This is a genomic window from Amycolatopsis sp. NPDC051106 (genome assembly GCF_040682775.1).
GTDB lineage: Bacteria > Actinomycetota > Actinomycetes > Mycobacteriales > Pseudonocardiaceae > Amycolatopsis.
The window spans coordinates 26,059-46,394 of record NZ_JBFBBQ010000069.1; the positions used below are offsets into that span (position 1 = coordinate 26,059).

General features: G+C 72.4%; 18 protein-coding genes. 10 read left to right on the plus strand and 8 right to left on the minus strand.

Annotated elements, in window-relative coordinates; translation table 11 throughout:
- Positions 1–115 precede the first annotated feature (115 nt).
- From AB0M83_RS36030 to AB0M83_RS36040, 3 genes are all read left to right on the plus strand, one after another.
- The gene (locus AB0M83_RS36030; protein WP_364524103.1) at positions 116–997 is read left to right on the plus strand and encodes an AraC family transcriptional regulator; all 882 of its coding nucleotides are present in this window, start codon (positions 116–118) and stop codon (positions 995–997) included.
- Positions 998–1,075: 78 nt separating this feature from the next.
- The gene (locus AB0M83_RS36035; protein WP_364524105.1) at positions 1,076–1,897 is read left to right on the plus strand and encodes a carbohydrate-binding protein; all 822 of its coding nucleotides are present in this window, start codon (positions 1,076–1,078) and stop codon (positions 1,895–1,897) included.
- Between the two features lie 78 nt (positions 1,898–1,975).
- On the plus strand, positions 1,976–2,737 hold the full coding sequence (locus tag AB0M83_RS36040) for an alpha/beta fold hydrolase (protein WP_364524107.1): 762 nt from the start codon (positions 1,976–1,978) through the stop codon (positions 2,735–2,737).
- Here AB0M83_RS36040 and AB0M83_RS36045 read toward each other — a convergent pair.
- From AB0M83_RS36045 to AB0M83_RS36055, 3 genes are all read right to left on the minus strand, one after another.
- Entirely contained in the window at positions 2,728–3,747 is a 1,020-nt protein-coding gene (locus tag AB0M83_RS36045; RefSeq protein ID WP_364524138.1) for a chitinase, read from the minus strand. The two genes, AB0M83_RS36040 and AB0M83_RS36045, sit on opposite strands and share 10 nt — an antisense overlap.
- Positions 3,748–4,630: 883 nt before the next feature.
- A complete protein-coding gene (locus tag AB0M83_RS36050) occupies positions 4,631–5,284 on the minus strand; it encodes a methyltransferase domain-containing protein (RefSeq protein WP_364524109.1) in 654 nt (217 codons plus the stop codon).
- Between the two features lie 44 nt (positions 5,285–5,328).
- On the minus strand, positions 5,329–5,505 hold the full coding sequence (locus AB0M83_RS36055; RefSeq protein WP_364524111.1) for a zf-HC2 domain-containing protein: 177 nt from the start codon (positions 5,503–5,505) through the stop codon (positions 5,329–5,331).
- A gap of 321 nt (positions 5,506–5,826) precedes the next feature.
- Between AB0M83_RS36055 and AB0M83_RS36060 the strand changes: the two genes are divergently transcribed.
- Positions 5,827–6,075 carry a hypothetical protein gene (locus AB0M83_RS36060; RefSeq protein WP_364524113.1) on the plus strand — a complete coding sequence of 83 codons (249 nt, stop codon included), beginning with the start codon at positions 5,827–5,829 and terminating at the stop codon, positions 6,073–6,075.
- Between the two features lie 51 nt (positions 6,076–6,126).
- On the opposite strand, the gene AB0M83_RS36065 is transcribed toward AB0M83_RS36060, so the two are convergent.
- Complete coding sequence (locus tag AB0M83_RS36065; protein ID WP_364524114.1) at positions 6,127–7,074, minus strand: AsnC family transcriptional regulator; 948 nt, start codon at positions 7,072–7,074, stop codon at positions 6,127–6,129.
- Between the two features lie 109 nt (positions 7,075–7,183).
- Between AB0M83_RS36065 and AB0M83_RS36070 the strand changes: the two genes are divergently transcribed.
- Positions 7,184–8,488: an MFS transporter gene (locus AB0M83_RS36070; protein WP_364524116.1), complete on the plus strand. Its 1,305-nt coding sequence runs from the start codon at positions 7,184–7,186 to the stop codon at positions 8,486–8,488.
- On the opposite strand, the gene AB0M83_RS36075 is transcribed toward AB0M83_RS36070, so the two are convergent.
- The 3 genes from AB0M83_RS36075 to AB0M83_RS36085 are packed head-to-tail and all read right to left on the minus strand — an operon-like array spanning position 8,466 to position 11,025.
- Entirely contained in the window at positions 8,466–8,873 is a 408-nt protein-coding gene (locus tag AB0M83_RS36075; protein WP_364524118.1) for a hypothetical protein, read from the minus strand. The genes AB0M83_RS36070 and AB0M83_RS36075 overlap by 23 nt on opposite strands.
- Positions 8,874–8,917: 44 nt before the next feature.
- Positions 8,918–9,787: an oxidoreductase gene (locus AB0M83_RS36080; protein ID WP_364524120.1), complete on the minus strand. Its 870-nt coding sequence runs from the start codon at positions 9,785–9,787 to the stop codon at positions 8,918–8,920.
- Positions 9,788–9,834: 47 nt separating this feature from the next.
- Positions 9,835–11,025, minus strand: a complete 1,191-nt coding sequence (locus AB0M83_RS36085) for a glycoside hydrolase family 3 N-terminal domain-containing protein (RefSeq protein ID WP_364524122.1) — start codon at positions 11,023–11,025, stop codon at positions 9,835–9,837.
- Positions 11,026–11,174: 149 nt separating this feature from the next.
- Between AB0M83_RS36085 and AB0M83_RS36090 the strand changes: the two genes are divergently transcribed.
- Genes AB0M83_RS36090 through AB0M83_RS36110 form a run of 5 tightly spaced genes read left to right on the plus strand, consistent with a single transcriptional unit; the run spans position 11,175 to position 16,138 of the window.
- Positions 11,175–11,753 carry a LuxR C-terminal-related transcriptional regulator gene (locus AB0M83_RS36090; RefSeq protein ID WP_364524124.1) on the plus strand — a complete coding sequence of 193 codons (579 nt, stop codon included), beginning with the start codon at positions 11,175–11,177 and terminating at the stop codon, positions 11,751–11,753.
- Between the two features lie 9 nt (positions 11,754–11,762).
- Entirely contained in the window at positions 11,763–13,019 is a 1,257-nt protein-coding gene (locus AB0M83_RS36095; RefSeq protein WP_364524126.1) for an extracellular solute-binding protein, read from the plus strand.
- A 7-nt stretch (positions 13,020–13,026) separates the two neighbouring features.
- Positions 13,027–13,923: a sugar ABC transporter permease gene (locus tag AB0M83_RS36100; RefSeq protein WP_364524128.1), complete on the plus strand. Its 897-nt coding sequence runs from the start codon at positions 13,027–13,029 to the stop codon at positions 13,921–13,923.
- Positions 13,920–14,735, plus strand: a complete 816-nt coding sequence (locus AB0M83_RS36105) for a carbohydrate ABC transporter permease (protein WP_364524130.1) — start codon at positions 13,920–13,922, stop codon at positions 14,733–14,735. Before AB0M83_RS36100 ends, AB0M83_RS36105 begins: the two co-directional genes overlap by 4 nt.
- Entirely contained in the window at positions 14,732–16,138 is a 1,407-nt protein-coding gene (locus AB0M83_RS36110; protein WP_364524132.1) for a GH1 family beta-glucosidase, read from the plus strand. The genes AB0M83_RS36105 and AB0M83_RS36110 overlap by 4 nt, the downstream gene beginning before the upstream one ends.
- Here the strand turns inward: AB0M83_RS36110 and AB0M83_RS36115 are convergent.
- Entirely contained in the window at positions 16,097–19,720 is a 3,624-nt protein-coding gene (locus AB0M83_RS36115) for a BTAD domain-containing putative transcriptional regulator (RefSeq protein WP_364524134.1), read from the minus strand. The two genes, AB0M83_RS36110 and AB0M83_RS36115, sit on opposite strands and share 42 nt — an antisense overlap.
- Positions 19,721–20,336: the final 616 nt, after the last annotated feature.

Genomic DNA, 20,336 nt, shown 5'->3' on the forward strand with positions numbered 1-20,336 from the left:
GTGGACCGGCCCCGTTTTCGTACCCGACCATCGGATTGCGACCATCGGGGCGAAAGCGGCGAACCGCACCCGCATTGGTCTAGACTTTTCGCCCGGACGGCGAAGGGACGAGGCCATGCGCGGTACGACCGTTCCGCCCGGGACGCCCTGCGAACGGCCGCGGGCGGGGGAGCTGCCGATGCACCGGCTGGAGGTGCCGGCCCCGCACGCGCCGCCGTTCGCGGTCGGCACGTTCGACGAGATCGGGCCGCTTTCGCGCGCGGAGTTCCCGCACCGGCACACCTTCCACGAGCTCGTCCACGTCACCGGCGGCACCGGCGCGCACGTCGTCGACCTGACGCGCCGGCCGCTGCGGCCACCGCAGCTCGCCGTCATCGCGCCGGGGCAGGTGCACCAGTGGGCCGGCGTGCGCGGCCTGACCGGCCACGTCGTCCTGTTCACCGACGACTTCCTCCTCGACCACCCGGCCGACCGCGACCTGCTGCGCCGGCTGAGCGAACAGCCGTGCCTCCGGCTGGACGCGCACGCCGGCGCGGCCGTCACACGGGTGATCGCCGACCTCGAAGAGGAGCACCGCCACGGCGAAGAGTCCGTGCTGCGGGCGCTGGTGCACGTCCTGGTCGTGCGCGCCGGACGGCTGCTGGGGACACCGCCGCCCGCGCCCGCCGGAGCGGTGGCGGCGGAGTTCGCCCGGCTCACCGGCCGCCCGGACCCCGGGTCGTGGTCGGTGTCCGCGCACGCCCGGCGCATCGGCGTCACGCCGGGTCACCTCACCGAGGCGGTGAAGGCGGCGACCGGCCGCACGGCCGCGCAGCTGCTGCGCGAGGCACGGATCCGGGAAGCCCAGCGGTTCCTGCTCCGGACGGACCTCACCGTGCGCCAGGTCGCGACCCGCGTCGGGTTCGCCGACCCGGCCTACTTCTGCCGGTTCTTCCGCCGCGAAACCGGGCTGAGCCCCGGCGATTTCCGCCGCGGCGGGCAGAATCACCACGACTGACCGAGTCAGTCCATCGTCGCGCACCCGGTGCGCTGCCTACGTTCGAGGGGATTCCCGAAGCCCCCACGAGGAGCAGGCATGGACGAAGAGACCAAGCTCAGCCGCAAGACGGTGCTGCGCGCCGCGCTGGCCGCGGGTGTCGCCGCGCCGGTCGCGCTGATCGGCGGGCCGGCGCTCGCCCGCACGGCCGTCGCCGGCGGCCAGGCCCCGGAACTGACGCCGGCGTGCCACGACGACGACGATCCGACACCGGCCCAGACCGAAGGCCCCTACTTCAAGCCGAACTCGCCGGAGCGGACCGACCTGGTCACCCCCGGCACGCAGGGCACGCGCCTGACGGTGAGCGGCTACGTCTTCGGGCTCGCCTGCCTGCCGGTGAACCGCGCGCTGCTGGACTTCTGGCAGGCGGACGTCAACGGCGCGTACGACAACACCGGCTACACCTTCCGCGGCCACCAGTACACCGACGCCCGGGGCGCGTTCCGGCTCTCGACGATCGTGCCCGGCCTCTACCCCGGCCGCACCCGGCACATCCACGTCAAGGTGCAGGCGCCCGGCCGGCCGATCCTCACCACTCAGCTCTACTTCCCGAACGAGCCGCGCAACAACACCGACACGATCTTCGACGCGCGGCTCCTGATGACCGTGCGGGACAACGGCACCGCGAAGGAAGCCGCGTTCGACTTCGTGCTGAACGTCCCGCAGTCTCCGACGTCCACTTCGACGCCACCGACGTCCACCTCGACGCCGCCTGGAGGCACCACGTGGGCGGCGGGCACCGGCTACGCGGCGGGTGCGCGGGTCACCTACGGCGGCCGCGGTTACGTGTGCCTGCAGGCGCACACCGCTCAGCCGGGCTGGGAACCACCGGCCGTCCCCGCGCTGTGGCGGGCGGAGTGAGCCCCTGAGGAGGGACGCGCCGGACTTCCGCACGATTGGCGTCGACCCGGCCCGCGCGGGCCTGGGAGATTCGCCGGTATGACGGATTCGAAAGCGTGGTTCCGGCGCTTCCACCCGGCCGAGCCCGGCGCGCCGCGGCTCGTCTGCTTCCCGCACGCCGGCGGGACGGCGAGCTACTTCCACTCGCTCTCGGCCACGCTGGCCCCCGCGGTCGACGTGCTGGCCGTGCAGTACCCGGGCCGGCAGGACCGGCACGCCGAACCGCTGGTGGACGACCTGTTCCTGCTCGCCGACCGGCTGGCGGGGGTACTCGCCGCCGAGGTCACCGGGCCGACGGCGTTCTTCGGGCACAGCATGGGCGCCAGCCTGGCCTTCGAGGTCGCGCGGCGGCTCGGACCCGGGCTGCTCGGCCTGTTCGTGTCGGGGCGCCGCGCATCGGTGTCATTCTCCGGTGGGCCGGTCCCCGAGCGGACCGACGACGAGCTGCTCGCCGACGTCCGGCGGATCGGCGGCACCGATCCGCGGGTGCTGGCGCACCCCGAGCTCCTTCGGCTGGTGCTGCCGGTGCTGCGCAACGACTTCAAGGCGGCGGAGGGCTACCACTACCGGCCGGGGCTCGACATCTCCTGCCCGGTCTTCGCGCTGTTCGGCGGCCGTGATTCGAGGGTCACGGAGGTCCAGGCGCGGCGGTGGGCGGAGCACACGTCCGGGCCCTTCGAGCTGAAGTCGTTCCCGGGCGGTCACTTCTACCTGAACGACAACCTCGGGGAGGTGGGCGGACTGATCGGCGAGCGGCTCACCCAGTGGACGGGTGAGCCGCTCGCGTCGGATCAGCAGTAGAGATTGGCGCCGGGGTCGACGCCGAGGAGCGACGTGATCTGGCGGTACTTGTCGACCCGGCTCTGGACCTGCGCCGGGTTGCCGCCGTTGCACTCGATGGAGCCGTTGATGCTGCGGATGGTCTCGCCGAAGCCGCGGCCGTTGACGATCGCATTGTGCGGGGTCATCGTGCCGGGGCCGCTCTGGGTGTTCCAGTACCAGAGGCCGGTCTTCCAGGCGACGGCCGCGTTCTGCTCGACCTGCCAGGGGTTGCCGAGCAGGTCGATGCCGAGGGCGTCGCCGGCGGCCTTGTAGTTGAAGTTCCAGCTCAGCTGGATGGGGCCGCGGCCGTAGTACGCGGCCTGGCCGGCGGGGCAGCCGTAGGGCTGGCCGTAGTCGCAGTAGTGCGGGTAGTTGGCCGTGTTCTGCTCGACGATGTAGACCAGGCCGCCGGTTTCGTGGTTGACGTTCGCGAGGAACGCGGCGGCTTCCTGCTTCTTCACCGTGTCGCTGCCGGTGGTGGCGAAGCCGGGGTAGGCCGACAGGGCCGCGGTCAAGCCGCTGTAGGTGTAGAAGCTGTTGCGGCCCGGGAAGATCTGGTTGAACTGGGCTTCGCTGATGACGAACGAGCCCGGGTTGCCGGGGTTCGTGCCGCCGCCGCAGTCGTAGGGCTCCCAGTACCAGGTGCTGATGACGGGGTCGTAGCCCGGGTTGGCGTTCTTGGCCCGGTAGTAGCCGCCGTTGGTGTACTTGACGACCGCGCCGACGTCGTACCACTGGCCCGCGACCCAGTTGGGCGCGTTGCAGGTGGTGCCGCCGCCCCCGCCGTCGCAGCTGTAGGGCTCCCAGTACCAGGTGCTGATGATCGGGTCGTAACCCGGATTCGCGTTCTTGGCGCGGTAATAGCTGCCGTTGGTGTACTTGACGACCGCGCCCACGTCGTACCACTGGCCCGCGACCCAGTTGGGCCCGCTGCAGGCGGCGGCCGCGGCCTGCGGGGCCTGACCGGTGGCGGCGGGCACGCCGAGCACGAGTGCGGCGGCGGCGGCGAATGCTGACAGGACCGCGACAAGACGTCTTCTCAAGACTGGCTCACTCCTTCGGCCACGACGGAGTCCGGACGCGGGGGCGCCCGGTGTCGGAGGGGGTGTGCTCGACCGGCCGGAACGAGGGTGACACCGGTCACTAGAGCAGATTGGTCTAGTCCAGTCAAGGATTCGGGTGGTCCGGGCAAGGGGTGTGCGCGAACGACTCCCGAGTTGAACCGGATGGCGGAAGGGGTTTCGGCGATCACGACGCCGGCCGGGCGGCGCCGGGGGCGACCGGCGTGAGCCGCCGCGTCGGTGCCGAGGGGGCGTGCTGCCGGTGCGCGGGCTTGTCCGCCTCGGGCGGCGGGTCTGCGCGCCCGGCCTGGCGTCGGGCGGACTTGCCGCCGAACGCCAGGGTTCCGGGCGTCGGCCGCGCTTGATCGGGTGCCGGCGCCGAGAAATCTGCTGCTGGCGCGCGAGCTTGCCCGCCTCCGGTAGCGGGTCTGAGCGCCTCGGCCTGGCGCCGGGCGGACGTGCTGCCGAATGCCGGGTTCCGGTCGTCGGTCCCGCGTGATCGGGTGGGCCGGCGCCGGGCTCAGCCCGCCGCGGGCTCTCCGGTCCAGCCGACCGGCGTGAGCCGCTGCACCGGTGCCAAGTGGTCTGCTGCCGGCGCGCGAGCTTGCCCGCCTCGAGCAACGGGTCTGCGCGCCCGGCGGCCTGGCGCGTCGCCCCGCTCGATTGGGCGGGCCGGGTGCCGAGGGGCGTGCAAGCCTGCCAGCCTTGGGCAACGGGTGTGCGCGCCACGGCCTGGCGTCCGGCGGACTTGCCGCCGAACGCCCGGGTTCCGGGCGTCGGCCCCGCGCGACCCGGCGGCCCGGCGCTGGGCTCAGTCGGCCGTGGGCTCTCCGGCCGGCTTCCGCGCCAGCACCCGGCCCTGCGGCACCCGCGCCGCCGGGTCGCGCAGTACCTGCGTCAGTACCTCGAACCCGGCGCCGGCCACCAGCTCGCACACCCGCTCCACCGGCTGCCGGTAGGCGTCCAGCGAAAGCCCGTCGTGGCCGTGCCATTCGGTCAGGTGCTGCCGCAGGTCGCCGACCTGGAACGCCAGCTGCAGGTGGCCTCCCGGGCGCAGCACCCGGAACAACTCCGCGCCCACCTCCGGCAGCCGGGCCGGCGGCGTGTGGATGATCGAGTACCACGCCACCGCGCCCGCGAGACCACCGTCCGGCAGGTCCAGCGCGAGCAGCGACCCCTCAAAAAACCGCAGCTCCGGGTGGTCGCGGCGGGCGACGGCGAGCATTTCCGGCGTCAGGTCGATGCCGGTGACGTCGAGCCCCGCCGAGGCCAGGTACGCCGTCACCCGGCCGGTTCCGCAGCCGAGGTCGGCGACCGGGCCGCCGCCGTCCGCGCGGACGAGGTCGGCGAACGCCGTGAGCAGCGCGCGGTCCTGGAGGTCCTCGGTGATGGGGGCCGAGAACCGGGCGTAGGTCTCGGCGACGATCGAATAGGCGTGGCGGGTCGTGGTCAGGAAGTCGGTCACGGCGCGCACGGTACCGGCGGGCACCGACAGTTCCCGGATCAGTCCTATGTGGACTCAAGGCGGCCGAGGTGGTCGAGCATCGAGCGGACGGCCTCGAACTCCCGGACCTCCTGGCGGCAGTCCGGGCACGCCGAAAGGTGCCGCTCCACCTGGGCCGAGTCGGCGGCGTCGAGCAACCCCAGGCTGTACGCCCCGAGGTCGGTCCGGTCGTACCGGGCCATGGATCGCGTCTCCGTTTCCGCGTCCCGCACGGGAACGCCCGCACTACCGGACGTCTCCAGAGTCCTGACGCACGCGCGGTCCGGGCACTGTTCTCCCGTTTTCCACCCGATCGGCCGACAACTTGGGGCGGCAAACAGCCCATGTGAGTGAACCGAGATCGTCACGGTACTCACCGGTCCGGACACGCAAAGCTTTTCTGCCCCTAATTTCCGCGAATCGGCGTCATGGGTCGGGGGTGGGCTCGTCCGACCTGCGTCGGGCCGGGATTTTCCGGCTCCGACCAGGCGAAGGCGATCCGGAACGAGGAGAGCGAGAGAGCGATGACCGTACGAAGCCACCAGGCGGACCACGTCGTCGAAGAAGTCGGTGTGTGGCTGGCGGGGGAGTTCGTGGGGCGGCTCCCCGCCGCGGAGATCGACCGCGTCGTCAAGGTGACGCGGCTCGACCTCGAAAGCAGCATCGCGCCGGAAGAGCTCGGGGAGATGCTCCACCGGCTGGGCCGGGCCCGGCTGCAGCGGATCGCGCAGCTGGCCCCGGCTGTGAAGGTGCGGATTCCCCAGGCGCGCTGATCCGCCGCTTTCACGTGAAAGCAGGGCTCGGAGCTTTCACGTGAAAGCGCTTCAGCGGGACGCGGCCGCCTTGATGGTCCGCAGGACCGGCGCCGTCTCCAGCGTGTGGACCGCATGGAGCGCGCCCAGTCGGCGGGTCAGGTAGTGGTGCAGCGCCGCCGCGTCCGGGCAGAGCGCGTGCGCGACCAGGTTGGCCGGCCCGGTCGTCGCCGCGACGAGCGCCAGTTCCGGGTGCGTGGCCAGCTCCCGGGCGACGTCGTCGAGGTGCGCCGGGGCGACCGACATCCACAGCAGGGCGTGGGTCGTCGCGCCCAGGGCCGCCGGGTCGACCTCCAGGTCGAAGAACACCGTGCCACCGGCCTGCAGGTCGGCCAGCCGGCGCGCGACGGTGGCCGCGGACCAGCCGGTGGCCGTTGCCAGCTCGGCCAGGCTCGCGCGGCCGTCACGCTGCAGCGCGGCCATCAGCGCGTCGTCGTCGCCGGTCAGCGGCTTGCCTTCGCCGGAGAACGCCGGCGTCAGCGCCGCGACCTGGGCGGCGTCCAGGAAGCTGGCCCGGCCGAGCCACGCCGTCGGGCCGCCGAAATACCGGTGCAGCAGCTGGTGCGCCGACACCGCCGTGATGCTCGCGGAGCGCGGGATGTCCCGCAGCAGCAGCGAATGGTCGCTCGCGGCCGGCGTGGACACGTTCACGCAGATCTCGGTGCCGCCCGACACGAGCTTGACCCACGCGGTGTCGGCGCGCCGCGCGAGGGCGAGCGCGACGTCGCGCGCCGCGTTCGGGGTCGCCGTCAGCCGGACCATCCACTCGGCCTGCCCGGCGCGTTGGGGGTCCGGCAAGCCGACGACGCGAAGCGCAGCTTCGGCGCGTAGCCGGCGATAGCGCCGCGCCACCGTCTGCGTCGAGACGCCCAGGACGTCCCCGATCTTCGTGAACGGCGCCCGGCCGTCGATGTGCAGCGCGTGGATCACCGCGCGATCGACGTCGTCCAGGATGGTCATATCTTTCATCAAAGCGCACGACGTGGAAGAAATCAGCCAGACGACGGCAAGAAGTGGAATCCGTGACCGGACGCGGGTCAAGGTCGGTGCCGACGAAAGGGGGCACCTCTTGCCGACCACGACCCGCCACCGGTACCGCTGGGCCGCACTGGCCGTGCTGCTCACCGCCGAAGCGATGAACCTGCTCGACGCCACGATCGTCCAGGTCGCGGGCCCGGTGATCCACGACGGCCTGCCCGGGCCGGCCACCGGCATCCCGTGGTTCAGCGCGGCCTACACCCTGCCGTTCGCGGCCCTTTTGATCACCGGTGGCCGGCTCGGGGACATCTTCGGCCGGGCCCGGGCGTTCAAGATCGGCGTCACGGCCTTCGTGCTCGCGTCGCTGGCCTGCGCGGCCGCGCCGGACGCGGGCCTGCTGATCGGCGCCCGCGCGGTGCAGGGCGCGGCGGCGGCGCTGATCATCCCGCAGACGATCGGTCTCATCCGCGCGCTCTTCGACGGCGACGAACTCGCGAAGGCGCTCGGCAGCATCGGCCCGGTGATGGGCCTGTCCGCGGTCACCGGGCCGCTGCTCGGCGGCCTGCTGACGCAGGCGCTGTCGTGGCGGGCGGTGTTCCTGGTGAACGTCCCGCTCGGCCTCGCGGTCCTGCTCGCCGCGCGGTTCCTGCGCGAGGACAAAGCCGCGACGCGCCCGAAGCTCGACCTCGTGGGCACCGCGCTCGTCGTCGCCGGTGCCGGACTGCTCGTCTACCCGCTGATCAGCCCGGGCGGGACGGCGTGGCCGCTGCTCGCGGCCGGTGCCGCACTGCTCGTCGGGTTCGGGTTCCAGCAGCGCCGCACGGCCGCGCCGCTGGTCGAGCCGAGCCTGTTCGCCCACCGCGGGTTCCCGGCCGCCCTCGCCGGTTCCCTGCTGTACTTCGCGGTGATGACCGGGCTGATGCTCCTCGTGCCGATGCGGCTGCAGCTCGGCGAGGGCGTCGACGTCCGCACCGCGAGCCTGACCCTGCTGCCGCTCTCGGCCGGGCTCGCGGTGTCGTCGTGGTTCGCCGGGTCCTGGCTGGTGCCCAAGTTCGGCGTGCGCGTGATGTTCGCCGGGCTGGCCCTCTTGCTGGCCGGGATCCTCGGCGTCGCCGCCGGGGTGACGCCGGCGCTGGCACTGTGCGGCCTCGGGATGGGGACGTTCACGGTCCCGTTCTTCACCGCCGCCCTGCACCGCGTCCGGCCGCACGAGACGGGCTCGGCCGCCGGGCTGCTCAACGCCGTGCAGCAGCTCGGCGGCACCCTGGGCGTCGCCCTGCTCGGCGGGCTCTACCTGAGCACCGGCACAGCGACCACGGCGCTCGGCGTCGCCGCCGGGTTGACCGTGGCCGCCGCCGTCGCGGTGATCCCACTCAGTAGTCGTCGCGGCCGGTGAACTGCTGCTCCAGCAGCTCGGCCGCGCCGGCCACCAGCTCGAGCGGGTCGATGAACTCGTTGATGTCGAGGTTGATCAGCGGCAGCGAGTGGCGCAGCACGAGGTGGTCGCCCATCACCGCGAGCCCGCCCACGATGGTCGACTCACCGACCTCGGTGAGCACCTCGAGGAGGTCGACCTCGTCGTGGCGGGCGAACGGCGTCGCGATCTGGACCCAGTCCTCGCGCTGGTCGAGGATCTCGCGGGCGATCACCATGATCTGGGCCCGCTGCTCGGTGTCGGGGTCGTCGCCGAAGATCAGCCGGATGCGGATCTCGTCGGGCTCGTCGCGCACCACCCGGTATGCCTGCCTGATGTAAGCGACCAGATCGCCCCAGTTCGCCACGCGGTCCTCCGCTCTCGTACCTGCTCGGACGCACAGCGTAGCGATCAGGCGGTACCGATCCGGTCGAGGTCGGCCAGCACGTCGGCGGGGAGTTCGAGCGAAGCCGCGGCGAGGTTTTCGCGCAGGTGCTCCAGCGACGACGTGCCCGGGATGAGCAGCATCGACGGCGACCGCTGCAGCAGCCAGGCCAGCGCGACCTGCATCGGCGTCGCGCCGAGGCGGGCGGCGCAGTCGTCGAGGATCCCGGACTGCAGCGGGTTGAACCCGCCGAGCGGGAAGTACGGCACGAAGGCGATGCCCTCGGCGGCGCACTTGTCGACGAGGTCGTCGTTTTCGCGGTGCGCCAGGTTGTACTGGTTCTGCACGCAGACGACGGGCGCGATCGCCTTCGCCTCGTCGAGCTGCCCGGCGGTGACGTGGCTGACGCCGAGGTGCCGGATGAGTCCCTGCTGCCGCAGCTCGGCGAGCACGCCGAAGGGTTCGGCGAGCGACATCGGCACGGGGTAGTCGCCGGCGTCGTTGCTGAGCCGCAGGTTCACCACATCGAGCGCGTCGACGCCGAGGTTCCGCAGGTTGTCGTGCACGGCCTGCGTCAGTTCGTCCGCGGACAGCGCGGGCGGCCAGGCCTTGTCGGGCGTCCGGCGCGCGCCGACCTTCGTGACGATGGTGAGCGCTTCCGGGTACGGGTGCAGGGCTTCCTTGATCAGCGCGTTCACGGTGTGCGGGCCGTAGTAGTCGCTGGTGTCGAGGTGGGTGACACCGCTTTCGACGGCCTCGCGCAGCACGGCGACGGCGGTGTCGTGGTCGCTCGGCGGCCCCCAGACACCCGGGCCGGCCAGCTGCATGGCGCCGTACCCCATGCGGGTCACGGGGACTTCGCCGCCGAGGGTGAAGGTGCCGCCCAGGTTCGCCATGCCGCTCCTCAGGTAGGTGCCGTTTTCGCGAGGGAGTCTAGGCAGGCTCAGCCGCAGACGCCCTTCGCGCGGAGTACCCGCGTCACCGACTCCTGCACGCGCGTCTTGGGCAGTTCGCCGGACTGGACGGCCTTCACCAGCCGATCAAGCACCTCGTCCACCCGGCCGCCGGACGACCACAGCGCCTCGTCCGCCCCGGCCTGCAGCGCCTTCAGGACGGCGTCCGGCAACGAGTACTGCGCGGTGATCGCCTTCATCGCGCCGAGGTCGTCGGTGAGGACCAGGCCGTTGAACCCGAACTCGGTGCGCAGCAGCCGGTAGGCGGCCGGCGAGATCGACGCCGGGACACCGCCGGTCAGGCCGGGCACGTCGAGGTGGCCGACCATCACCGCGACCGGCCCGTAGTCCGCGAGGTTCCGGTACGGCACCAGGTCCACCGCCCGCAGCTGCGCGAGCGGCGGCGTCACGACCGTGCCCTTGTGCGAGTCGCCCGAGCCGTGGCCGTGGCCGGGGAAGTGCTTCAGCACCGGCTGGACACCGCCGTCGCGCAGGCCCGCCGCGAACGCCGCGGCGTACGTCTTCACGCGGTTCGGGTCGGGGCTGAACGAGCGGTCGCCGATGACGTCGTCGTCCGGGGCGTCCGTGACGTCGGTGTCCGGCGCGAAGTCGACCGTCACGCCGCGGGCGCGCAGCTGGCGGCCGCGGTCGGCGGCCAGCGCCCGGACCTGGGCGGGAGTCTTCGTCGCGGCCAGCTCGCGGGCCGACGGGAGGTCGCCGTCGAGGTCGTCGATGCGCTGGACGCGGCCGCCCTCTTCGTCGACCGACACGGCCACCGGCAGCTTGGCCGCGGCCTGCACGGCGTCCAGGGAACGATCTTTCAACAACGCTGTTGCGTTACCGCCGATGAAGATCCCGCCGACCTGGTTGTCGCGCACCAGGGACACCGTGGCGCCCGGGTTGTCGCCGGAGACCCCCACGACGACCAGCTGCGCGACCTGGCCGCGGACGTCGAGGCCGTTGACCAGCGACGCGCAGTCACCGGGCCGTGTCAGGCCCGACGTCGGAGCGGGGGAAGAGGGCGAGGCCGGGGCGACCGTCCGTGAAGAAGAGGGAGGAGGAACCGGCGAGCGGGGGATCGCCAGCCCGGAAACGGTGTCCGATTGACAGCCCGTGACCAGGGAACTCACGACCAGGGCGGAGAAGGCCACCCCCATGGCGGCCAGACTTCGGTGGTTCATCGGTCCCTTCACTCGTCGGCGTGCCCCACGACGGTAGTCGACGGCCCGCTTCACGATGTGAAGAAGGGCTGCACCGCGGTTAGAGAATTCGTGAAGGCGACCTCAGCAGACTGGCACCACCAGGACACGGACAGTGGGGAGGGGCCTAGATGGACCAGGTGCGAGTGGCGGCGTGGGCGTCGGACCCGATTGCGCTCACGGGGCTGATCAACCACCTGAAGTCCCGGCCGGAGCTGCTGGTCGTGCCGCGCGCCCGGCGGGGCGAAGCGGCCGTGCTCGTGTTCGCCGTCGGGCAGGTCGACCGCGAGGCGATCGCCGCGCTGCGGGCCGCGTCCGCCGAGTCGCCCGCCGCGATCGTGCTGGTCGCCGGGCACGTCGACCCCGGGCACCTGGGCCTGCTCGCCGACTGCCACGTCTCCGCCGTGCTGCCGCGGACCGCGCTCGACCGGCTCACCGACAGCGTGCTGGCCGCCGCGCGGGGGCGCACGACGTCGCTGCGCGACCAGGTCGAGGCGCTGGCGCACGAGGGGTCGCCGGCGGCGCTGACGCCGCGCGAGGTGGATGTGCTTCGCCTGATGGCCGAAGGCTGGGACACTGCGGAGATCGCGGGCAAGCTCTGCTACTCGGAGCGGACCGTGAAGAACGTCATCTACGCCATGACCAACCGGCTCAACCTGCGCAACCGGCCGCACGCGGTCGCCTACGCCGTGCGGGCCGGTGTGATCTGAGGAAGCCCGTTGCGCACGATCGCCCGCCGGACCGCCGCCGCGGTCGCCGCGTTGATCCCGCTCGCCGCTTGCAGCCCGGGTGACGCCGGCGGCCCGATGAAGCTCACCATCGCCACCTTCGGCGAATTCGGCTACGCGCCCCTGATCGCCGAATACCAGAAGCTGCATCCGGACATCACGGTGCAGAACCGCGTCACCGACTTCGACACCCACCACAAGGGTCTCGCGACGCAGCTCGCCACCGGCCACGGCGCCGCCGACGTCGTCGCGATCGAAGAGCAGTACATCCCGCAGTACCGGAAGGCGAAGGACAAGTTCGCCGACCTCGCCGCCTACGGCGCGCGGGACCTCGAAAAGCAATGGGCGCCCTGGAAGTGGGCGCAGGGCACCGACGGCGCGTTCGTCCTCGGCCTCGGCACCGACATGGGCAGCCTCGCCCTTTGCTACCGCCGTGACCTGTTCCAGGCCGCGGGCCTGCCGACGGACCGCGACGAGGTCGCGAAGCTGATGCCGGACTGGGACGCCTACGCCGCCACCGCCGAGCGGTTCACCGAGAAGACGCCGGACGTCAAGTTCGCGGACTCCGCCGGGACCGTCTACACCGCGATGCTCAACCAGTCACCCGAGAACTACTTCTCCGCGGCCGACGACTCCTTCATCGGCGACCGCAACCCCAGCGTGCGCACGGCTTTCTACCTCTCCGGCGGTATCGCGGCCAAAGGGGAGACGGCGGCCGCGACGACGTTCACGCAGGCCTGGAACGTCGCGATCAAGCAGGGTTCCTTCGCGACCGTCGCCTGCCCGGCGTGGATGCTCAGCCAGATCAAGGAAGCCGGCGGGGACGCGGGCAAGGGCAAGTGGGACGTCACGACCGTGCCCGGCAAGAGCGGCAACCAGGGCGGTTCGTTCCTGACCGTGCCGAAGCAGGGCGCGCACCCGAAGGAGGCGTACGAGCTCGCACGCTGGCTGACCGCGCCGGAGCAGCAGAAGAAGCTCTTCCTCTCCGACGGGATCCTGCCGAGCGAGCCGTCGGTGTACGCGGATCCGCAGGTCGTCGCGCACACCGACCCGTACTTCGGGGACGCGCCGATCGGCCGAATCTTCGCCGCGTCCGCCGACCGGCTGCGGCCCAACTACCGCGGCCTGCGCGACGCCGACGTCCGGCCGGAGTTCGGCCGCGCGCTCGGGCGGATCGAGGACAAGACCGACGGCGTCGACCAGGCCTGGGCGGAAGCCGTCCAGCAGGCGCAAGCCGCCCTGAAGTAGCCGGCGCGTGCTCGCTCGTTTCGACCGCAAGGCCACGCCGCTGCTGTTCGTCGCGCCCTTCTTCGGCCTGTTCGTCGTCTTCGGCGCCTTCCCGCTGCTCTACACGGCGTGGGTTTCGCTGCACGACTGGAACCTGCTGGAAGGCGACCAGGGCTACCTGGGCCTGGCGAACTACGGCGAGCTGCTCGCGGACCCGGACTTCTACAACGCGCTGGCCAACACGGTCGGCATCTTCGTGCTCGCCGCGGTCCCGGAGTTCCTGCTGGCGCTGGGCATCGCGGCGCTGCTCGACCGGCCGCTGCGGGGCGCGACCTGGTGGCGCACCGGGATCCTGCTGCCGAACGTGGTGTCCGTCGTCGCGATCGGGCTCGTGTTCGGGCAGCTGTTCAGCCGCGACTACGGCGTCGTCAACGAAGTCCTCGGCTGGTTCGGTGTCGCGCCGGTCAACTGGCAGGCGTCGAGCTGGACGTCGCACCTCGCGGTGGCGTCGATGGTGCTCTGGCGCTGGACCGGCTACAACGCGCTGATCTACCTGGCCGCGATGCAGGCCGTCCCCGGCGATCTTTACGAAGCCGCCGCGCTGGACGGTGCTTCGCGCTGGCGGACGTTCTGGTCGATCACCGTGCCGGGCATCCGGCCCGCGCTGGCCTTCACCGCCATCGCTGGCACGGTCAACGGCCTGCAGCTGTTCGCCGAGCCGCAGCTGTTCGACTCCGGCGGGTCGGGCGGGACCGGCGGCAACGACCGCCAGTTCCAGACGCTGGTGATGTACCTGTACGAGAAGGGGTTCACGCACTTCGACGCCGGCTACGCGGCCGCGCTGACCTGGGTGATGTTCGTGATCTGCGCGCTGTTCGCGCTGGTCAACTACCGGCTGGTGCGCCGGTTCGTGAGGTCGGCGTGAGACGCCCAGGCGGCTGGGTCTACGCGGTCCTGATCGGGGTGCTCGGCGCGTCGATCTTCCCGCTGTACTGGTCGTTCGTCGTGGCCACCCGCGACAACTCGGCGATCGGGGAGACGTCACCGCTGCTGCTGCCGGGCGGGCACCTCGTCGAGAACGTGCGCCGGGTCTTCGACACCGTCGACTTCTGGCTGGCGCTGGGCAACTCGCTGATCGTCGCGGGCACGGTGATGGTGTCCAACGTCGTGCTGGCGAGCCTGGCCGGGTTCGCCTTCGCGCGGCTGCGGTTCCGCGGCCGCAACACGCTGTTCCTGCTGGTCGTCGGCTCGGCGATGGTGCCGGCGCAGCTCGGCGTCATCCCGCTCTACCTGGTGGTCGGCGAACTCGGCTGGTACGGACGCCTCGAAGCGGTGATCGTGCCGGGGCTGCTCAGCGCGTTCAGCGTGTTCTGGATGCGCCAGGCGTGCGAGAACGCGATCAGCGCCGAACTCGTCGACGCGGCGACCGTCGACGGCTGTTCGATCCTGCGCACCTACTGGCACGTGGCGGTCCCTGCGCTGCGCCCGGCGGCCGCGGTGCTGGCGATGCTGACGTTCATGGCCGCGTGGAACGACTACTTCTGGCCGCTGGTGGTACTCGACCCGAACGAAACGCCGACCGTGCAGGTCGCCCTGTCGCAGCTGGCCAGCGGCTACTACACCGACTACGCGCTCATGCTCACCGGCGCGACCGTGGGCGTCCTGCCCGTGATCGCGCTGTTCCTGCTGCTGGGCCGCCACATCGTCCGGGGGATCCTGAAAGGGGCGCCAGTATGACCGGTCTTTCCTTCCCGCCGGGGTTCCTGTGGGGCGCGGCGACCGCGGCCTACCAGGTCGAAGGCGCGGTCGCGGAGGGCGGCCGGGGACCGTCCATCTGGGACACTTTCGCGGCTCGCCCGGGTGCCGTCCTCGGCGGTGCGTCCGGCGAGGTCGCGTGCGACCACTACCACCGGTACGCCGAGGACATCGGGCTGCTGGCGGACCTGGGGCTGGGCGCCTACCGGTTTTCGGTGGCGTGGCCGCGGGTGATGCCGGACGGCCGGACGCCGTCGTCCGCGGGGATCGCGTTCTACGACCGGCTCGTGGACGAGCTGCTGCGCCGCGACGTCGTGCCGGTGCTGACGCTGTACCACTGGGACCTGCCGCAGGCCCTGGAGGACGCGGGCGGCTGGCCCGCGCGCGACACGGCTCACCGGTTCGCGGACTACGCTTCCTTCGTCCACGACGCCCTGGGTGACCGCGTCAACCAGTGGACGACGATCAACGAGCCGTTCTGCGCGGCGTTCCTGGGGTACGGCAGCGGGGTGCACGCGCCGGGCGTCCAGGACTACGACACGGCGCTGGTCGCGGCGCACCACCTGCTGCTGGGCCACGGGCTGGCGACCCGGGCGCTGACTTCGGCAGCACGCCCCGGGCAGGAGTTCTCACTGGCGTTGAACTTCGCGCCCGCACTGCCGGACGGTACTTCACCGGCGCACCTCGAGGCGGCCCGGAAGTTCGACGGGATCCACAACCGGTTCTTCCTCGACCCGGTGCTGGGTCGCGGCTACCCGGAGGACGTGCTTTCCGACGTGGCTCATCACGGTGGCCGGTTCGCGGCGTCGATTCGCGACGGCGACACGGACACCATCGCGGCGGCGATCGACTGGCTGGGCGTGAACTACTACGCGCCCGCGCGGGTGACGCCCCTCGCGGATCTTTCGGTGCACGGCAACTGCCCGCTGCCGGGGTTGCGGGGCCTGGACGTGCTGCCGGCTCCGCCGCCGTTGACGGCTTTCGGATGGGAGCAGGCGCCTGCTGTCTTCACCGACCTGCTCGGGTGGATCTCGTCGCGGTCCGGCGGGCTGCCCATGGTGGTGGCGGAGAACGGCGCGTCCTTCGTGGACCAGGTCGTCGGCGGCCGCGTGTTCGACGCGGCGCGGGTGAACTACTTCATGGAGCACCTGGGGGCGGTCCACGCCGCGATTCGGGCCGGCGCGGACGTGCGCGGGTACTTCGCGTGGTCGCTGCTGGACAACTTCGAGTGGGCGATGGGGTATTCGCAGCGGTTCGGGTTGGTCCACGTCGACTTCGACACGCAGGAGCGGACGGTCAAGGACTCGGGGCGGTTCCTCGGCCGGGTCGCCAAGGCCAACGCCCTAGGGCCGCTGCCGGAAGGCGTCGGCGACGCCCGAGCGTGACGGCGTCTCCAGCTTGCCCAGCAACCGCGTCACGTGGGCCTGCACCGTCCGCCGCGGCAACGACAGCTCCGCCGCGATGTCCGGGTTCGACCGGCCCTCCGCGACCAGGCTCGCGATGCGGGCCTCGATCGGCGTCAGCGACTCCCAGCCGTGGCCCGGCCGGACCGGCGAGAACAACGCCCCGCGCCGGACACCCAGCCGCCGCAGCCGCGTCTCCGCCCGGCGCAGGTCCCAGCGCGCCCCCAGCGCCGTGTAGATCTCCGCCGCCTCCTCGAACGCCGCGTGCGCCGCGTCGAGGCGGCCCGCGCGGGCCAGCAGCTCCGCCGCGTCTTCGAGCACGGAAGCCAGCTCCGGCCGGCGGCCGACCGCGCGGAAGTGCTCCGCCGTCGCGAGCACCGCCGCCGGGTCCTCCTCGATCAGCCCCCGGCACCACGACACCGCCGCGTGCGCCCGCGCCGGCCGCCGTTCCTTCGCCGCCTCCTCCTCGCAGACCTCCAGGGCCCGGCGGGCGCGGACGACGTCGTCCTGCTCCATCGCCAGCCGCACGAACGTCGGGAGCCATTGGTGGCGCAGCATCATCTGCGCGTACGTCGGGTTCAGGATCGGTTCGAGCACGGCCATCGCGCGGGCCCGGTCGCCGCGCTGCTCGGCCGCGAGCGCGTCCGCGACCAGCAGGAAGTCGAAGCTCTCGCGCTCGGCGCCGGTCGCCGGGGCGTACTCCTCCGCCGCGTCGAGGTGGGCCGCCGCCTGCGCGCGGTCGTCGCGGCGGCCGGCGATCAGGGCCGCGACGCCGTGCAGCAGCAGGGCGGCCGGCCCGGGCTCGCGCAGGCCGTAGAACGTGATCGCCGGGCCGTCTTCGGTGACCGTGTCCAGCTCGACCAGGGCCTCGTCCCAGCGGCCTTCCCAGTACCGGTGCACCGCGACGGACACCTGCAGCCCCACCGGCATCGAGTGCCGGGCCGCGACGTCGCCGGCCGCGCGCAAGGACGCGTCCGCCTCGGCGAGCCGGTCGAGGTTCTGCAGCGTGAACACGCGGTTGTCGAGCAGGTCGAGGTGCAGGTCGGCCAGCTCGTGCTCGTCGCCGACGGCCTCGATCGCCGCGTCGATGTGCGCGAGCGCGGAGTCGTGCTCGCGGCGGACGGAATCCACCAGCCACAACGACTGCAGCGCGTGCGCCGTCAGGTACCGGTCGCCGCCGGCGAACGACTTGGTCTCGTACGCGGCCTTCTCCGCCGTGTCCAAATCGGACAGATCGCCGCGGCGGAAGTTCGCCAGCAGCTGCCGGTGCTTGCCCCGCCACAGCTCCGGCACGGCCGGGTCGTCGACCGACGCGGCGAGCGTCGCGACCGCCCCTTCGGTGTCGCCACGACGGTGCCGCAGCGCCGCGAGGATGTGCCGCATCTCCTCGACCGCGTCGGGTTCGGTGGCCACGTCGAGCGCTTGCTGCGCCAGGGATTCCGGGTTGCGTTCCAGCCGGAACAGCACCTTGACCAGGGCCACGAGCAGGACTTCGCGGCGGTCTCCGGCGCCCGCGGCCAGTGCGCGTTCCAGCAGTTCCACGGCGATCAGCGGCGCCCGGTTGGACACCGCCGCGTGGTGGGCGGCGAGCCAGTCCAGCACCCATTCGTCCACAGTGGCCGGTGCGGCCACCAGCTGCTCGGCGACGCGCTTGACCGGCGCGCCGATCCCGGCGAGCGCTTCCGCGGCCTGCCGGTGCAGTGCTGCCCGCGTCCCGGCCAGCAGCCGGTCGTAAAGTGCTTGGCGCAGCAGGGGATGCCGGAACGCGAGCTGTGTCCCGGTGTCGATCAGGACGTTCGCGGCGACGGCCTCTTCGAGGGGCTCCAGCAGGTCCGACGGCCGCGTGCCGAGCACCGCGGCGATGTCCCCGACGGCGAACTCCATGCCCAGCAACGCGCCCCAGCGCAGCACTTCCTGCGTCCGCGCGGGGAGGAAGTCGAGCCGCCGGTCGACCGCGGCGACGAGCGAGCGCGGCGCTTCGAACTCCGCCGGGTCGTCGACGTCGGCCAGGCCGCCGCTCACCTCGACCGCGCCGGCGCGCAGCAGGACGTCGACCATCTCCTTGACGTACAACGGGTTCCCGGCACCACGAGCCGCCAGCTCGCGCAGCCCGGGCCCGGGAGCGGCGCCGATCTGGTCCTCGATCAGCCGTCCGACGTCCTCACCGGTCAACGGCGCGAGATCGAGCACGACGCCGTCGCGCGCCTGGACGCCACGGCGCAGCTGGGCGAGCTCGGCGCGGTCCGGCGCCGGCCGGGTCGCGGCCACCAGTAGCAGCGGCAGCTGCCGGGTCGCCGCGCAGAGGCGGTGCCAGACCAGCACGGACGCCTCGTCCGCCCACTGCAGGTCGTCGACCACCAGCACCTGCGGCGAGCGCGCGCACAGCTCGTCGACCAGGGCCAGGAGGCGGTCGACGGCGCCGAGCACCGGGTCGGCCGGCCCGAGGCCGCGCCGCACCGGGCCTTCACCGGCGAGCTCCTTGGCCACCTTCGCGCGCCGCGGGTCGGGCGAATGCGCGTCGATCGCCAGACACTCGAGCATCACCTGCAGCGGGAACCGGGTGCTCAGCTCGTCGGCGGCGGCCCAGAGCCGCTGGAACCCCGGGCCGTCCGGCAGGGTGCTGGTGAGCAGCTCGGACTTGCCGATGCCGGCTTCGCCCTCGATCCACACGGCCCGGCCGCGCCCGGCCCGGACGTCGGCGACGAGCTCGGCGAGCCGGGCCGTCTCGGCTTCCCGGCCGAAGAGCCGGTGCCCGGTGACCTCGACGGGCGCCGCGGGCGCGTCGAGCCCCGGGTCCTGGGCGAGGATCTGCTGGTGGAGGCGTTGCAGTGCCGGGCCGGGCTCGACCCCGAGCTCGGCGACGAGGGTGGCGCGGGCGTCGCGGAAGACGTCGAGGGCGTCGGCGTGCCGGCCGCTGCGGTAGAGGGCGAGCATCAGCGACTCGCGCAGCGATTCCCGCAGCGGGTGCTCGCCGGCCAGCACCGCCAGCTCCGGCGCGAGGTCGAGGTGGCCGCCGAGGGCCAGCAGCGCCTGGGCCCGCCGCTCCAGGGTGTTCAGCCGCAGCTCGGCGAGGTATTCGCGGTGCCGCTCGGCGAACCCGCCGGGCACGCCGGAGAGCGCTTCCCCCTGCCAGAGCGCGAGGGCGGCGTCGAGCTCGGTGACGGCCGCCCGCGGATCACCGCGGTCGAGGTGCTGCTGCGCGCGTCCGCGGTGCCGCTCGAAGACGGCGGCGTCGAGCGCGTCCTCGTCGAGCAGCAGCGAGTAGCCGGCGGGATCCGACACGAGGACGCTGGCGGCCGACCAGCGCGACCGGTCGGGTTCGAGCGCCCGCCGCAGCCCGGAGACGTAGGTGTGGACGCTGCCTTCGACGCTCGCGGGGGCGGAGTCGCCCCAGACCCCGGCGATGAGCTCGGCGCGCGGGACCGGGCGGCCGGCGTTGACCGCGAGCACGGCGAAGATCGCGCGCTGACGAGCGGGGCCCAGGCCGATCTCGGCCGCCCCGCGCCAGGCCCGCAGGGGGCCGAGCAAGCCCACTCGCAGACCGGTGTCCGCTTCCCCTCGCATGTCCCTGCCGTTCCCTCGGGGGACGAACCCGCCGGGGGCGGGCCCCCAGGACCCCGGCGGACATCTTCGCTGCCGACTACTCCGGCGAGCTTACCGACGTGGCAAGCCCGGATCGGGTTGCCTGATGGCGTGCGGGTCACGACTTTGGAAGGGGCGGGTTTCGATCATCCGGCCGGTTCGCTCCGGTGCTCGGAGGTCCTGAATGAGTCATTCAGGACCTCCGGCGACCTGAATGACTCATTCAAGACGTTTGGCCAGGCGAGGGTGGGTGCCGACGGCCCTTGGCCGGGCCGCGCGGGGTCGCCTCCGGTGGTCGCGAATGACTCATTCGGGACCTCGCACCCCGCACCGGAGTCGCGCAGGGGCGCCGCCGGCCGGGTGTGCGAACCAGCCGAAGTCGGTGCCGGCACCCGCGCAGGGGCGCCGCCGTTGCAGTGAATGACTCATTCCTGGCGCCAGGCGCCAGGAATGAGTCTCAGTGTCAGGGTTGGTGGCGCCGCACGATGTGCGGTTAAGGTCCGGTCTTGAGCACGCGGTGACTCAGAATGAGGTTGCCGGTAACGGCTTGTGAATGAACTGTCCCGCGTGGTCAAGGCCCGGGCCAGGCTGGCCTGAC

What these genes read in the sequence shown, in the direction of transcription:
- AB0M83_RS36030 (WP_364524103.1), top strand. Translation starts at nt 116, where the DNA reads ATGCGCGGTACGACCGTTCCGCCCGGGACGCCCTGCGAACGGCCGCGG.
- AB0M83_RS36035 (WP_364524105.1), top strand. Translation starts at nt 1,076, where the DNA reads ATGGACGAAGAGACCAAGCTCAGCCGCAAGACGGTGCTGCGCGCCGCG.
- AB0M83_RS36040 (WP_364524107.1), top strand. Translation starts at nt 1,976, where the DNA reads ATGACGGATTCGAAAGCGTGGTTCCGGCGCTTCCACCCGGCCGAGCCC.
- AB0M83_RS36055 (WP_364524111.1), bottom strand. Translation starts at nt 5,505, where the DNA reads ATGGCCCGGTACGACCGGACCGACCTCGGGGCGTACAGCCTGGGGTTG.
- AB0M83_RS36060 (WP_364524113.1), top strand. Translation starts at nt 5,827, where the DNA reads ATGACCGTACGAAGCCACCAGGCGGACCACGTCGTCGAAGAAGTCGGT.
- AB0M83_RS36065 (WP_364524114.1), bottom strand. Translation starts at nt 7,074, where the DNA reads ATGACCATCCTGGACGACGTCGATCGCGCGGTGATCCACGCGCTGCAC.
- AB0M83_RS36080 (WP_364524120.1), bottom strand. Translation starts at nt 9,787, where the DNA reads ATGGCGAACCTGGGCGGCACCTTCACCCTCGGCGGCGAAGTCCCCGTG.
- AB0M83_RS36085 (WP_364524122.1), bottom strand. Translation starts at nt 11,025, where the DNA reads ATGAACCACCGAAGTCTGGCCGCCATGGGGGTGGCCTTCTCCGCCCTG.
- AB0M83_RS36090 (WP_364524124.1), top strand. Translation starts at nt 11,175, where the DNA reads ATGGACCAGGTGCGAGTGGCGGCGTGGGCGTCGGACCCGATTGCGCTC.
- AB0M83_RS36110 (WP_364524132.1), top strand. Translation starts at nt 14,732, where the DNA reads ATGACCGGTCTTTCCTTCCCGCCGGGGTTCCTGTGGGGCGCGGCGACC.
- AB0M83_RS36115 (WP_364524134.1), bottom strand. Translation starts at nt 19,720, where the DNA reads ATGCGAGGGGAAGCGGACACCGGTCTGCGAGTGGGCTTGCTCGGCCCC.